This is a genomic window from Enterobacter cloacae complex sp. P15RS (assembly GCF_014895905.1).
Lineage (GTDB): Bacteria > Pseudomonadota > Gammaproteobacteria > Enterobacterales > Enterobacteriaceae > Enterobacter > Enterobacter quasihormaechei.
In genome coordinates this window covers 249,378-263,217 of sequence record NZ_JADBQL010000013.1, presented here as the reverse complement: position 1 = coordinate 263,217, position 13,840 = coordinate 249,378, and the positions used below count along the sequence as shown (strand labels likewise).

Sequence of the window (13,840 nt, the reverse complement as noted above, 5' to 3'; positions counted from 1 at the left end):
GGCGTAGCCGTCACCCGGCACTGCTCAGAGCGGAGAAAACCCGCCGTCCCCAACCCATCCCGCCAGCCGCGAATACACCTCCTCCACCGCCGCCTTCACCGGCGGCGTCATCGGGTAATAAAACCCGACAATGTCCGGCTGGATACCCAAAAACAGCACCTCGCCCACGTCGTCCCTGATCTGATCGACAAGGTAGTTCAGCGGCATATTGTGGGTAGTCATCATAAACATCTCGGCGATATCGTCCGGGTCAATCAGGCGGATTTCGCCCGGGTTCAGCCCCATATCGGTGGCATCGACAATCAACAGCCTTTCCGGGCGCAGCTCGCGAATGGCCACCACGTCGTTTTCCGGCGCGCTGCCGCCGTCGATTACCACCCAGTCGCCCTGCGGTTTTGCGCCACACATCTCCGCCAGCAGCGGGCCCGCGCCGTCGTCGCCCATCATGCTGTTGCCGACACAGAGTAAAACGTCAGTCACGTAATCTCCTCACCATCAGGTAGATGGCGCTCTCCTGATGAATATCGTGCAGCATGCCGAGCAGCGTTTTGCTCCACGCCTGCTGCGCCGGGGTTTGCCTGCCGAGCGCCGCGTCAAAGGCGTTGGCGAGCATCGTGATATGGTTGGCGTCAATAACGATCTCGCCGTACTTCGGTACGCCCTCCATCTTGCGCCGCGCCGGGCTGCCCTCCTCCAGCGTGGCGATCCACGCCAGATATTCCGGCCACGGGCAGCTGAGCGCCGCCTCAAGGCAGTCGATCACCCCGAGGTGGTGCCCAATCGCCAGGCTGTAATAGACCACCTGCTGCGCCGCATCCGGCGTGGCATCGTTCTCATCAATAAATTTACGGCTCAGCTGGCTGAACACCACCGTTTCACTCATCGGATACGCGCCTCATCCACAATGCTGTTCAGGTTCGCCACGATCTCATTGAGACGCGGATCGTTTTCCGCCTCCAGCCAGCGCGCCACCTGATGGTCGCCCTGGCTCAGCAGGCGCAGGTAATCGTCGGCAATCTGACGCCCGTAACGGTAGCCTGCCAGCCTGCGCGCCGTGCGGTCCACCTTCACGCGCAGCGGCTGCACCATGTCCGGATGCAGAATGGCCGCGGGCTGGTTGTCGATCTCGCCAGGGGCGCGGGCGTGGATCTTCTGCTCCAGCAGGCCGAGCGCCATCGCAAAGCCGTACAGCGTGGCGGCGGGCGTCGGCGGGCAGCCCGGAATATAGACATCCACCGGCACGATTTTGTCGGTGCCGCCCCAGACGCAGTAAAGATCGTGGAAGATGCCGCCGCTGTTGCCGCAGGCGCCGTAGGAGATGCAGATTTTCGGGTCCGGCGCAGACTGCCAGGCGCGCAGCGCGGGCGATCGCATGGCGCGGGTCACCGCCCCGGTAAACAGCAGAATGTCCGCATGACGCGGGGACGGCACCACTTTGATGCCGAAGCGCTCGGCGTCAAACAGCGGCGACAGGGTGGCGAAGATCTCGATCTCACAGCCGTTGCAGCCGCCGCAGTCCACGCGGTAAACGTAGGCCGAGCGTTTGATTTTTTTCAGCAGCGACGCCTTCATGCTGGCGATGGACTCCTCCACCGTCAGCGGCACCGGAATGCCGTTATCATCGCGCGGGCCGAGTAAGTTTTCCATCAGCTGGCCTCTCTCATATGGCGGGTTAAATCGATGCGGTCAGACGGCAGCAGGCACTTCTGACGCTTACACTCCGGGCAGGTTTCGAAACTTTCACGGTGCTGCTCCGCGCGGGCGTCGCCGTTGTGCTTCAGCAGCGCGATAGCGTAGTCGATCTCTTTTTGCACGGCGAACGGACGCTTGCAGACGCGGCAGGTGCACAGCGCAAAACGCGACTGCTGGAGAAAATCCTCTTTTTTCCACACCGCCAGCTCGTACTCCTGGGAAAGTCGAATGGCGACCGTCGGGCAAACCTCCTCGCAGCGGCCGCAGAAGATGCAGCGCCCGAGGTTAAACTGCCAGGCCAGCTCGCCGGTTTTGAGGTCCGTTTCCACCGTTAAGGCGTTCGACGGGCAGGCGTTGACGCAGGCTGCGCAGCCGATGCACTGCTGCGGGTTATGCTCCGGCTTGCCGCGAAAGTTTTTATCCACCGGGATCGGCTCCAGCGGATAGCTGCTGGTCTGCGCGCCGGTTTTGATCGCTTTTTTGATAAAGGTAAACATGGCGAGTCCTTATTTCAGCGGCGAGTTCTTGCGCTCAATGCTGTAACGCTCAAGCTCTTTGTACGGCACCACCTGGCTTTTCTTCTTGCGCACATCCACCACCGTCATGCGGTCGGTGCAGGAGTAGCACGGATCGAGGCTGCCGATAATCAGCGGCGCGTCAGAGACCGTGTTGCCGCGCAGCATATAGCGCAGGGTAGGCCAGTTGGCGTAGGTCGCCGCACGACAGCGCCAGCGGTAGAGCTTCTGGTTGTCGCCGGTCATGCTCCAGTGGATATCATCCCCGCGCGGCGCTTCGGCAAAGCCGAGGGCAAAGCGGTTTGGAATATAGGTGAAACCTTCCACCATCAGCGGACCGCCCGGCAGGTTGTCCAGGCCGAAGTCGATCATGTTCAGGGCGGTGTAGACCTCGTTGATCCGCACCTTGAGGCGAGAAATCACGTCGCAGCCCTGTTCGCTGTGCACGGTCATCGGCAGCAGGCCGTAGCCGACGAACGGGTGATCGGCGCGGGTGTCGCGGGCGTGGCCGCTGGCGCGCACCATCGGGCCGACGTTGCTGAAGTCGCGGGCAATTTCAGGATCAAGACGACCAATCCCGACGGTGCGCTGCTCGATGTTTGGTGTGCTGAGCAGCATGTCCACCAGCTCCTGCACGTCGCGACGCATCTGCTGCGCCAGCTGGCGGGTCTTGATCATGTCGTCTTTCAGCAGGTCGCGTCGGATCCCGCCGATCAGGTTCAGGCCGTAGGTTTTACGCGCCCCGGTGAGAATTTCCGCCATTTTCATCGACGCTTCGCGCACGCGGAAAAACTGCATAAACCCGGAGTCAAAGCCGACGAAGTGGCAGGCCAGGCCGAGGTTCAGCAGGTGCGAGTGCAGGCGCTCCACCTCCAGCAAAATAGCGCGGATCATCTGCGCGCGCTCCGGCACCACGATCCCCATGCCGTTTTCCACCGAGGTGGTGTAGGCGGTGCTGTGGGCGAAGCCGCAGATGCCGCACACGCGGTCTGAGAGGAACGTGACCTCGTTGTAGCCCATGCGGGTTTCCGCCAGCTTCTCCATGCCGCGGTGAACGTAAAACAGGCGGTAGTCGGCGTCGATGATGTTTTCGCCATCAACGAACAGGCGGAAGTGGCCCGGTTCGTCAGAGGTGACGTGCAACGGGCCGATCGGCACCACGTTGTTCTTCTTGCTGCCCAGCTCGTTGATGAACTCGTAGGTTTCGCTGTCGGTGGTCGGGGCCGGACGCTGGCGGTAGTCCATGCTGTCCTTGCGCAGCGGATAGAGTTCATCCGGCCAGTCGTCCGGCAGCACCAGACGACGCTCGTCCGGCAGGCCGACCGGCACCAGGCCGTACATGTCGCGCACTTCACGTTCGCCCCAGACGGCGGCAGGTACGCGCGGCGTCACGGACGGGTATTCCGGCTTATTCGGGTCGACCTCGACGCGCACGGTGAGCCAGCACTTCTCGCCCTGCTCCATCGACATCACGTAATACACCGCATAGTTGCCGCAGAGCTGGCGCTCGTCGTTGCCGAACAGCACCGACAGCCACCCGCCCTGCCGGTAGTAAAGAAACTCCACTACCTCCGGCAGATAGTTCACCTTTACGGTAATGGTTACCTGGTCTTTGGTTTGCCAGGATTCCTCCAGCACCACGCCGGGGAAGGCCTGATGCAACGCGGCGAGATACTGCTGACCTTTCTTTTCTTCAGACATAAATACTCTCTTTAATCACGCCACCAGCAAGGAGACGAACGCTAAAAATGCAAAACCAAAACCGGCCCAGGTGATGCGCGAGGTTGCTGCAAAACGCAGGCGCGCCATGCTGTTCTCAAACAGGGCGATGACCAGCACGCCGATAATCAGCTTGAGCGCGGCCACCACCACGGCCAGCAGCAGGCCGCCCGCAGAGAAGTGCGTCATCTGCCCCCACGGGAAGAAAACGCCCACGAACATCTGCAACACGACGAGCTGCTTCAGGCTGATGCCCCACTTCAGCACCGCAAAGCTGTAGCCGCTGTACTCGGTAAGCGGCCCTTCCTGTAGCTCCTGCTCCGCTTCCGCGAGATCGAATGGCAGCTTGCCCATCTCAATAAACGTGGCAAACGCGCAGGCGCAGAGTGCCAGCACCAGCGGGATGGAGCGGGCCACCGGCCAGTGGTAAACGGTGTCGGTGATTAAGCTGATATGGGTCGAACCTGCAACCTGCGCGGCCACCCACAGCCCCAGCAGCAGGATTGGCTCCACCAGTACCCCGAGCATCGCCTCGCGGCTGGCGCCGATCCCGGTAAACGGGCTGCCGGTGTCCAGGCCCGCAATCGCAAAGAAGAAGCGCGCGATAGCGAAGAGGTAGATAAGCGTGATCAGATCGCCGAGCACCGGCAGCGGCGAGCCTACCGTGATCACCGGCAGCGCAGTGGCGATGGTCAGCATCACGCCGACCATCACGAACGGCGTCAGGCGGAACACCCAGCCTGCGGCATCCGGCGCGACGCTCTGGCGGGAGAGCAGCTTGAAGAGATCGCGGTACTCCTGGAGCACGCCAGGCCCGCGACGGTTATGCATTCGGGCGCGCGCCACGCGCGTGATGCCCGACAGCAGCGGCGCGGCGGCGAACAGCACCAGCGCCTGAAGAATTGCCAGTAACAGACTCATGTCAGGCTCCTCGTGAAATCACAATCACCACCAGCACCGCCAGCTCGATCAGCGCCAGTCGGCGGAACAGCACGGGCACGGCAGCGCTCTGCCAGCCCGGCACCCAGCCCTGCGGGTTAAGCCACTGGCGCAGCTTCAGCACGGCGGCGAAGTTCTCCTTCACCGGCATGGCAAAACCGTGGGCGGTGATAACCATCGACGGCTCGTGTTCGTAACCGCAGGCCCACGCCGCGCCGCGCGAGCGGGAGGCGAGACGGTCACGTCTGAAGAACAGCATCAGCACGAACGGCAGCAGCGGTGCGGCAATCAGCAGCAGCGCCATCATCGGCTGGGAAACAACGGTATGCGCCGTCGCCAGCGGCAGCGGAACGGCGTGGCCCAGCAGCGGCAGCAGCCACGGCGCGGCAACCCCGCCCACGATGCAGCACAGCGCCAGCGCGACCACGCTGGTGGTCATCAGTACCGGGGCGCAACAGGCGTTTTCCGCTTCGCGGGTGCGCGGCGCGCCGAGGAAGGTGACGCCGTAGACCTTCGCCATGCACATCACCGCCAGCGCGCCGGTGATCGCCAGGCCCACCGCCAGCAGCGGGCCAAGTAAACGCCCGATAAACGCGTCGCTCTGACCGAGCGCGAAGAAGGACTGGTAAATTACCCACTCTCCGGCAAAGCCGTTCAGCGGCGGCAGCGCGGCCATCGCCATCAGCCCCACCAGCATTGCCAGCGAAATGACGGGCATCTTTTTACCGATGCCGCCGAGCTTTTCGATATTGCGGTGCCCGGTGCGGAACCAGACGCTGCCCGCGCCGAGGAACAGGGTGCTTTTGAACAGGCTATGGTTGACGAGGTGATACAGACCGCCGATAAACCCGGCGGCAATCAGCGCCGGCTGGTTGAGCGCCAGCCCGGTGACGCCCGCGCCCATGCCGAGCAGGATAATCCCGATGTTCTCCAGAGTGTGGTACGCCAGCAGACGCTGGATGTTGTGCTCCATCAGGGCGTACAGCCCGCCGACAAAGGCGGTGATCATCCCCGCAATCAGCAGCGCCACGCCCCACCACAGCGGCGGCTGACCGCCCGTCAGGGTTATCATAAGAACGCCGAACAGACCGACCTTCATTACCACCGTCGAAAACAGCGCAGCGGCGGGCGCAGAGGCGTTCGCATGCGCCTGCGGAACCCAGCCGTGCAGCGGGATAATCCCGGCCAGCAGGCCAAAGCCGACGACGCCCAATAGCCAGACGTCGTTGCCCAGCGTCTGGCCGTTAAGCGCGGCAAAGTCCAGGGTGCCGAAACGCAGCCACACCAGCCAGCAGGCCAGCGCCAGCAGCAGCGTGCCGAGGCGTCCGAGTGCAAACCACAGCTTGCCGGAGGCGCTGCATCCGGTCAGGAACACGCCGCACAGCGCCATGATTTCGGCCATCACCACCAGCGCGCCAAGGTTGCTGGCGATAACCGTGCAGACCGCGGCGGCCATCAGCAGGTTAACCAGCAGGCCGTTCGCTTTGGTCTGCTGATGGCGGTGCCAGTCGATATTAAACAGGCTGATAAACAGCCCGCACAGGCCAAAGGTCACCAGCCAGATGGCGTTCAGCGGCGTGAGTTCAACTGCGTGGTGAATCAGCGGAAGGGTTGTGTCGACGGGTTGGCCGTCGATCAGGACAACGCCGCCCGCCGCCAGCGTCATCAGGCTGCCGATCGCCCCGCCGATGCCGGCGATCCAGCCGCTCAGCGTTTTATGGAAGGAGACGATCGGCGCCAGGACAGCGGCGGCGGCAAACCAGGCCACGCCGCTGGTCATCATTACTATCGCGTTCATTTCGCCCCCTCGTTTAGCGCCCGCAGCAGCGAAAGATCGCCGACGTCGGTATTAATGGTCAGCTCGCGCTTACGCTTGCTGGTGCGGGCAATATCGCGAATGTTAACCAGGACCAGCGCCCGTGTCGGGCAGGTCCGCACGCAGGCCGGGCCCTGCTCATCAAAGCTACACAGGTCGCACTTCACCGCGACGGCGCGCACGCCCGGCACCCAGTCCAGCAGCGTGCTCACGCGTGCCGGAGCCGGTGGCGCAGGCGGCGCTTTCGGGGTGTTGGCATTCGCCGGAATATGCAGCGGACGGCTGCCGGAAAATTCAATGGCACCGAACGGACAGGCGATGGCGCACAGCTTGCAGCTCACGCACAGGCTTTCGTTCAGCTGCACTGCGCCATCGACGCGGGTGATGGCGTTGACGGGACAGACGCCCGCGCACGGGGCATCTTCACAGTGGTGACAGAGCTGCGGGGCAGACTCTTTCTCATTACGCATGACGCGCAGGCGCGGCATGGACTGGAGCCCGTGCAGGCGGTGCGTTTCCGAGCACGCCGCCTCACAGGTCCGACAGCCAATACAGACCGTCGAGTCAGCAATTACAAAACGGTTCACCGGGCAATCCTCTGGTGATGGTCATTTTTGACGAAAAAAACTGTCTTATCGACACTTCTCGACACGCGTTTTTCAGGCCACGTTCGCTGAGGATTTTCCGTCGATCAGCTGTTTCAGGTTAATTGGCCGATCATGCTCAACGGCGGCGTAGAGGCCGTTGTAAACCGGCGCGATTTTCTCCAGATAGTGCTCCAGCACCTGCTGGCGATCGCGGTTGCTGACGTGACCGTCCACCATGCCGTCGGCCATCAGCTGCGCCCGGGCGATGCAGTGCCTGTCGCCCTCTTTCGTCTCGACGTAGTACTCAATCGTGTGGCTGTTGAAGGTCTCCGCCAGGGTGACGTAAATCGTAAAGTGACCGAACAGCACAAAGCGCATGTCCCCCTGCGCTGCACAGCTCATGGCGTGATGCAGGTGGGCCTTCGACAGCGTAATCCCCTGGATCAATGAATTGCAGTACAGGTGCCATTGCTCCTGGAGCTGCTGATGACGTTGCGCGATGTAATCCGCTTTTTCGCTAATTTCCCAAATAGTCATAAAAGGTATCCGGTTAATGGAGTTAGCGGCTGTTAAGCAGATTTCGTGCCAGTTTTTAATTGATTGATTTAAATGAATTTTACTGGAAAGCATACTGTCACCGCCGCGGTGTCGACGTGTCATTTCGACAGCGTTGACATCGTCACGCCGTAGCCAAAACCAAGCTGGCACCGTTATTGCATTGAAGGGGCAATTCATTAAGGAGGCGTCATGCACGAAATCACCCTCTGCCAGCGAGCCCTGGAACTTATCGAACAGCAGGCTGTGCAGAACCACGCAAAACGCGTGACCGGCGTCTGGCTGAAGGTCGGCGCCTTTTCCTGCGTCGAGACCAGCGCCCTCACCTTCTGTTTTGAACTGGTGTGCCGCGGCACGCTGGCGGAAGGCTGCGCGCTGCATATCGAGGAGCAGCAGGCAGAGTGCTGGTGCGAGCAGTGTCAGCAGTACGTCACGCTGCTTTCATCGAAGGTGCAGCGTTGTCCACAGTGCCAGAGCAGCGGGCTGCGCATCGTGGCGGATGACGGCATGCAGATCCAGCGCCTCGAAATCGAGAAGGAGTAAGTTATGTGTAGTACCTGCGGTTGCGCCGAAGGCAACCTGTATATAGAAGGGGATGAACACCGTCCTCACTCCGCGTTTCGCTCCGCGCCCTTTTCCCCTGCCCCGCGTCCCGCGGCGACACTGACCGGCATCACCTTTGCGCCGCAGCGTTCCGACGCGGGCGACCTGCATTACGGCCACGGCGAAGCGGGTACCCACGCGCCGGGCATGAGCCAGCGCCAGATGCTGGAGGTGGAGATCGACGTGCTGGATAAAAATAACCAGCTCGCCGCCCGCAACCGCGCCCGCTTTGCGGCCCGTCAACAGGTGGTGCTCAACCTGGTCTCCAGCCCCGGCTCTGGTAAAACCACCCTGCTGACCGAAACCCTCAAACGGCTGAACCAACGCATCTCCTGCGCGGTGATCGAAGGCGATCAGCAAACCGTTAACGACGCGGCGCGCATCCGCGAAACCGGCACGCCCGCCATTCAGGTTAACACCGGCAAGGGCTGTCACCTGGATGCGCAGATGATTGCCGACGCCGCCCCGCGCCTGCCGCTGGAAGCGCACGGCATTCTGTTTATCGAAAACGTCGGCAACCTGGTGTGTCCGGCAAGCTTCGACCTTGGCGAACGGCATAAAGTGGCGGTGCTCTCCGTTACGGAAGGAGAGGACAAGCCGCTGAAGTATCCGCATATGTTTGCCGCCGCCTCCCTCATGCTGCTGAACAAAGTCGACCTGCTGCCGTACCTCAACTTCGACGTGGATAAGTGCGTGGCTTACGCCCGGGAAGTGAACCCGGACATTGAGATCCTGCTGGTTTCCGCCACGCGCGGTGACGGGATGGACGCCTGGCTGAACTGGCTGGAGAGCGAACGATGTGCATAGGCGTTCCCGGACAAATTCATTCCATTGACGGCAATCAGGCCAGGGTGGAGGTCTGCGGCATCCTTCGTGATGTCGACCTGACGCTGGTGGGCAGCCACGACGAAACCGGCGCATCGCGTCTCGGTCAGTGGGTGCTGGTCCACGTGGGGTTTGCCATGAGCGTGATTAATGAGGAGGAAGCCCGCGACACGCTGGACGCGCTACAGAATATGTTCGACGTTGAGCCGGACGTGGGCGCCCTGCTGTATGGGGAGGAACGATAACACATGCGTTACGTTGATGAATATCGCGCGCCTGAGCGGGTGTTGCAGCTTATCGATCGCCTGAAATCCCGCGCGTCGCTGCTGGAGTACACGGCAGACCGGCCGCTGCGGATCATGGAGGTCTGCGGCGGCCACACCCACGCCATCTTCAAATTTGGTCTCGACCAGCTGCTGCCGGAGAACATCGAGTTTATCCACGGCCCCGGCTGTCCGGTGTGCGTGCTGCCGATGGGGCGCATCGACAGCTGTCTCGACATTGCCAGCCGGCCCGGCGTGATTTTTTGCACCTTTGGCGACGCGATGCGCGTGCCGGGGAAAAATGGCTCGCTGCTCCAGGCAAAGGCGCGGGGCGCGGACGTGCGGATTGTCTACTCCCCGATGGATGCCCTGACGCTGGCAGAGGCTAACCCTGACCGCAAGGTCGTCTTTTTCGGGCTGGGTTTTGAAACCACCATGCCCGCCACCGCCATCACCCTCCAGCAGGCGAAAGTCCGCAACGTCACTAACTTTTTCTTTTTCTGCCAGCACATCACGCTGATCCCCACGCTGCGCAGCCTGCTTGACGCGCCGGATAACGGCATCGACGCGTTTCTGGCGCCGGGCCACGTCAGCATGATCATCGGCACAGACGCCTACGGTTTTATTGCTGAACAGTACAATCGTCCGTTAGTGGTAGCTGGATTCGAGCCACTTGATCTACTGCAAGGCGTGACCATGCTGGTTGAGCAGAAAATAGCGGCCCTGAGTGCGGTGGAAAATCAGTATCGCCGCGTGGTGCCCGATGCCGGAAATAGACGGGCACAGCAGGCGATAGCCGACGTGTTTAGCGTGGAAGGCGACGGCGAATGGCGCGGGCTGGGGCTGATTGCGGAATCCGGCGTGCACCTGACGCCTGCGTATCGCGCCTTCGACGCCGAAGCGCATTTCCGCCCGCAGCCGCAGCAGGCGTGCGACGATCCCCGCGCCCGCTGTGGCGACGTGCTCACCGGCAAATGTAAACCTCATCACTGCCCGTTATTTGGCAACGCCTGTAACCCGCAAACCGCGTTTGGCGCGCTGATGGTCTCCTCCGAAGGGGCATGCGCCGCGTGGTATCACTATCGCAACCAGGAGTGTGAAGCATGAACACGGTGGAAATGGCGCACGGAAGCGGTGGACAGGCGATGCAGCAGCTGATTAACCGGCTGTTCATGGAAGCCTTTAATAACCCCTGGCTCGCCGAGCAGGAGGATCAGGCGCGCATCGCGCTCTCAACCCTCACCGCACACGGCGACCGGCTGGCGTTCTCCACCGACAGCTACGTGATTGACCCGCTGTTCTTCCCGGGCGGCGATATCGGCAAGCTCGCCGTCTGCGGCACGGCAAACGATGTGGCCGTCAGCGGCGCCATTCCGCGCTACCTCTCGTGCGGGTTTATCCTCGAAGAAGGATTACCGATGGAGACGCTCGCGGCAGTGGTCAACAGCATGGCGCACACCGCCCGCGAGGCGGGGATCGCTATCGTGACCGGGGATACCAAGGTGGTACAGCGCGGCGCGGCGGATAAGCTCTTCATCAACACTGCCGGCATGGGCGCTATCCCTGCCGACATTCACTGGGGCGCGCAGCGGCTTTCCGTGGGCGACGTGCTGATCGTCAGCGGAACGCTGGGCTGCCACGGGGCAACCATCCTGAACCTGCGCGAAGGCCTGGGGCTGGACGGCGATCTGCGCAGTGACTGCGCGGTCCTCACGCCGCTGATCCAGACGCTGCGAACGGTGCCCGGCGTAAAAGCGCTGCGCGACGCCACCCGAGGCGGTGTCAATGCCGTGGTGCATGAGTTTGCCGCCAGCAGTGGCTGTGGTGTTGAGCTTAACGAGCGCAGCCTGCCCGTCAGGCCTGCCGTTCGCGGCCTGTGCGAACTGCTGGGACTCGACCCGCTTAACTTTGCCAACGAGGGCAAGCTGGTGATTGGCGTGGAACGCCAGTCTGCCGGGGCGGTGCTGGAGCAGCTACGTGCCCATCCTTCAGGGAAAGAGGCCGCCATTATAGGTGAAGTGGTTGAGCGCAAAGGGGTGCGCCTGACCGGGTTATACGGCGTGAAGCGCACGCTGGATCTGCCGCACGCTGAACCGTTACCCCGAATTTGCTAGACCGCGCCAAAAGCGGTCAGCGCTGACGTTTTTTTTGCCAGTTTCTATTGGAAAGCAATAATGCCGTATACACCGATGAGCGATCTTGGACAGCAGGGCCTGTTTGACATCACGCGCATACTTTTACAACAGCCCGACCTTGGCGCATTGAGCGATGCCCTGACCCGGCTGGTCAGGCAGTCAGCGCTGGCGGACAGCGCCGCCATTGTGCTCTGGCATAGCGCAACCCACCGCGCGAGCTATTTCTCAACGCGTGATAACGGCAAAATCTTCGAATATGAAGATGAAACGTTTCTGGCCCACGGCCCGGTGCGGCGTATTCTCTCCCGCCCGGAAGCCCTGCACTGCAATTTTGACCAGTTTCGCCAGGCCTGGCCGAAGCTGGCAGAGAGCAACCTTTATCATCCGTTCGGCCACTACAGCATGCTGCCGCTGGCGGTGGAGGGGCAAATTTTTGGCGGCTGCGAGTTTATCCGCACTACCGACCAGCCCTGGACCGAGGCGGAGTACGAGCGGTTGCATACCTTCACGCAGATTGTGTCCGTCGTGGCAGAGCAGATCCAAAGCCGCGTCACCAATAACGTGGATTACGACCTGCTGAGCCGCGAGCGCGATAACTTCCGTATTCTGGTCGCCATCACCAATGCCGTACTCTCGCGTCTCGATATGGACGAGCTGGTGAGCGAAGTCGCCAAAGAGATCCATCACTATTTCAGGATCGATGCCATCAGCATCGCGCTGCGCGGGAACCGGAAAGGCAAGCTGAACATCTACTCCACCCACTATCTTGATGAAGCTAACCCGGCGCACGAGCAGAGCGAGGTGGACGAAGCGGGAACCTTGTCTGAACGGGTATTTAAAAGCAAAGAGATCCTGCTGCTGAACCTCAGCGAGCAGGATCCGGTAGCGCCCTACGAGCGGATGCTGTTTAACACCTGGGGCAACAAGATCCAGACCCTGTGCCTGCTGCCGCTGATGTCCGGCAACACCATGCTCGGCGTGCTCAAACTGGCGCAGTGCGATGAAGCCGTATTCACCACCGCCAACCTGAAGCTGCTGCGCCAGATCGCCGAGCGCATCTCCATCGCGCTGGATAACGCCCTCGCCTATCAGGAGATCCACCGCCTGAAAGAGCGGCTGGTGGACGAAAACCTGGCGCTGACCGAGCAGCTCAACAACGTGGACAGCGAGTTTGGCGAAATCATCGGGCGCAGCGATGCCATGTACAGCGTGCTTAAGCAGGTGGAGATGGTGGCCCAGAGCGACAGCACGGTGCTGATCCTCGGTGAAACCGGCACCGGGAAAGAGCTGATTGCCCGGGCGATCCACAACCTGAGTAACCGCAACAGCCGCCGGATGGTGAAGATGAACTGCGCGGCGATGCCAGCTGGCTTGCTGGAAAGCGATCTGTTCGGCCACGAGCGCGGCGCCTTTACCGGCGCCAGCAGCCAGCGGCTGGGCCGTTTTGAGCTGGCGGATAAAAGCTCTTTGTTCCTCGACGAAGTGGGCGATATGCCGCTGGAGCTTCAGCCTAAGCTGCTGCGCGTTTTGCAGGAGCAGGAGTTTGAGCGTCTCGGTAGCAATAAGCTGATCCAGACCGACGTGCGTCTGATTGCCGCCACCAACCGCGATCTGAAAAAGATGGTCGCCGACCGCGAGTTTCGCAGCGATCTTTACTATCGCCTGAACGTCTTCCCGATTTGCCTGCCGCCGCTGCGCGAGCGCCCGGAAGATATCCCCCTGCTGGTGAAGGCCTTTACCGCGAAGATTGCCCGCCGGATGGGACGGAATATCGACAGTATTCCTGCTGAAACGCTACGTACCCTTTCGGCGATGGAGTGGCCGGGGAACGTGCGCGAGCTGGAAAACGTCATTGAGCGCGCGGTACTGCTGACGCGCGGGAACGTCCTTCAGCTCTCTTTGCCTGAGGTCACCCATCAGGAAGCCCCCACGCTTTCGGCAGAAGTCGCGCAGGAAGGCGAAGATGAATATCAGCTGATTTTGCGCGTACTGAAAGAGACCAACGGCGTGGTGGCCGGACCGAAAGGCGCGGCGCAACGGCTGGGGCTGAAGCGCACCACCCTGCTCTCGCGCATGAAGCGTCTGGGAATTGATAAAGAGAGCCTGATTTAACCCGTCATTCCGGCGCCTTTCATGGCGCCGCTTTTCATTACTCTGCGTAATTGTTCCACGTTGACACAATATATTTTCC

15 protein-coding genes are annotated in these 13,840 nt (G+C 61.5%); 6 read left to right on the top strand and 9 right to left on the bottom strand.

Features of this window, described 5'->3' with window-relative positions; all coding sequences use genetic code 11:
- Window positions 1-24 precede the first annotated feature (24 nt).
- The 9 genes from hycI to hycA form a co-directional block, all read right to left on the bottom strand.
- On the bottom strand, window positions 25-480 hold the full coding sequence (hycI, locus tag IM267_RS09055; RefSeq protein WP_063869406.1) for a hydrogenase maturation peptidase HycI: 456 nt from the start codon (window positions 478-480) through the stop codon (window positions 25-27).
- Window positions 473-883: a formate hydrogenlyase maturation HycH family protein gene (locus tag IM267_RS09050; protein WP_063869405.1), complete on the bottom strand. Its 411-nt coding sequence runs from the start codon at window positions 881-883 to the stop codon at window positions 473-475. The genes hycI and IM267_RS09050 overlap by 8 nt, the downstream gene beginning before the upstream one ends.
- Window positions 880-1,647: an NADH-quinone oxidoreductase subunit B family protein gene (locus IM267_RS09045; RefSeq protein WP_028014210.1), complete on the bottom strand. Its 768-nt coding sequence runs from the start codon at window positions 1,645-1,647 to the stop codon at window positions 880-882. Before IM267_RS09045 ends, IM267_RS09050 begins: the two co-directional genes overlap by 4 nt.
- Window positions 1,647-2,189 (bottom strand): formate hydrogenlyase complex iron-sulfur subunit, encoded by a 543-nt coding sequence (locus tag IM267_RS09040; RefSeq protein WP_063451859.1) that lies wholly within the window; start codon window positions 2,187-2,189, stop codon window positions 1,647-1,649. The genes IM267_RS09045 and IM267_RS09040 overlap by 1 nt, the downstream gene beginning before the upstream one ends.
- Before the next feature lie 9 nt (window positions 2,190-2,198).
- A complete protein-coding gene (gene hycE / locus IM267_RS09035; protein ID WP_112792752.1) occupies window positions 2,199-3,908 on the bottom strand; it encodes a formate hydrogenlyase subunit HycE in 1,710 nt (569 codons plus the stop codon).
- Window positions 3,909-3,923: 15 nt separating this feature from the next.
- Window positions 3,924-4,847 (bottom strand): respiratory chain complex I subunit 1 family protein, encoded by a 924-nt coding sequence (locus IM267_RS09030; RefSeq protein ID WP_193033223.1) that lies wholly within the window; start codon window positions 4,845-4,847, stop codon window positions 3,924-3,926.
- Between the two features lies 1 nt (window position 4,848).
- Window positions 4,849-6,663 (bottom strand): formate hydrogenlyase subunit 3, encoded by a 1,815-nt coding sequence (hycC, locus tag IM267_RS09025; RefSeq protein ID WP_193033222.1) that lies wholly within the window; start codon window positions 6,661-6,663, stop codon window positions 4,849-4,851.
- Window positions 6,660-7,268, bottom strand: coding sequence for a 4Fe-4S dicluster domain-containing protein (locus tag IM267_RS09020; protein ID WP_063451863.1), 609 nt, complete (start codon window positions 7,266-7,268; stop codon window positions 6,660-6,662). The genes hycC and IM267_RS09020 overlap by 4 nt, the downstream gene beginning before the upstream one ends.
- 72 nt (window positions 7,269-7,340) lie before the next feature.
- The gene (gene hycA / locus IM267_RS09015) at window positions 7,341-7,805 is read right to left on the bottom strand and encodes a formate hydrogenlyase regulator HycA (RefSeq protein WP_063451864.1); all 465 of its coding nucleotides are present in this window, start codon (window positions 7,803-7,805) and stop codon (window positions 7,341-7,343) included.
- Window positions 7,806-8,015: 210 nt separating this feature from the next.
- Here hycA and hypA point away from each other — a divergent pair, with 210 nt between their 5' ends.
- From hypA to flhA, 6 genes are read left to right on the top strand one after another with little or no spacing between them, the layout of a single operon-like run.
- On the top strand, window positions 8,016-8,366 hold the full coding sequence (gene hypA / locus IM267_RS09010) for a hydrogenase maturation nickel metallochaperone HypA (protein WP_022649168.1): 351 nt from the start codon (window positions 8,016-8,018) through the stop codon (window positions 8,364-8,366).
- 3 nt (window positions 8,367-8,369) lie between these two features.
- On the top strand, window positions 8,370-9,233 hold the full coding sequence (hypB, locus tag IM267_RS09005) for a hydrogenase nickel incorporation protein HypB (protein WP_112792747.1): 864 nt from the start codon (window positions 8,370-8,372) through the stop codon (window positions 9,231-9,233).
- Entirely contained in the window at window positions 9,224-9,496 is a 273-nt protein-coding gene (locus tag IM267_RS09000) for a HypC/HybG/HupF family hydrogenase formation chaperone (RefSeq protein WP_063869393.1), read from the top strand. The genes hypB and IM267_RS09000 overlap by 10 nt, the downstream gene beginning before the upstream one ends.
- 3 nt (window positions 9,497-9,499) lie before the next feature.
- Window positions 9,500-10,621 (top strand): hydrogenase formation protein HypD, encoded by a 1,122-nt coding sequence (hypD, locus tag IM267_RS08995; protein ID WP_193033221.1) that lies wholly within the window; start codon window positions 9,500-9,502, stop codon window positions 10,619-10,621.
- The gene (hypE, locus tag IM267_RS08990) at window positions 10,618-11,628 is read left to right on the top strand and encodes a hydrogenase expression/formation protein HypE (protein ID WP_063869390.1); all 1,011 of its coding nucleotides are present in this window, start codon (window positions 10,618-10,620) and stop codon (window positions 11,626-11,628) included. Before hypD ends, hypE begins: the two co-directional genes overlap by 4 nt.
- A gap of 60 nt (window positions 11,629-11,688) precedes the next feature.
- Window positions 11,689-13,761 carry a formate hydrogenlyase transcriptional activator FlhA gene (gene flhA / locus IM267_RS08985; RefSeq protein WP_063451870.1) on the top strand — a complete coding sequence of 691 codons (2,073 nt, stop codon included), beginning with the start codon at window positions 11,689-11,691 and terminating at the stop codon, window positions 13,759-13,761.
- The last annotated feature ends 79 nt before the right edge of the window (window positions 13,762-13,840 follow it).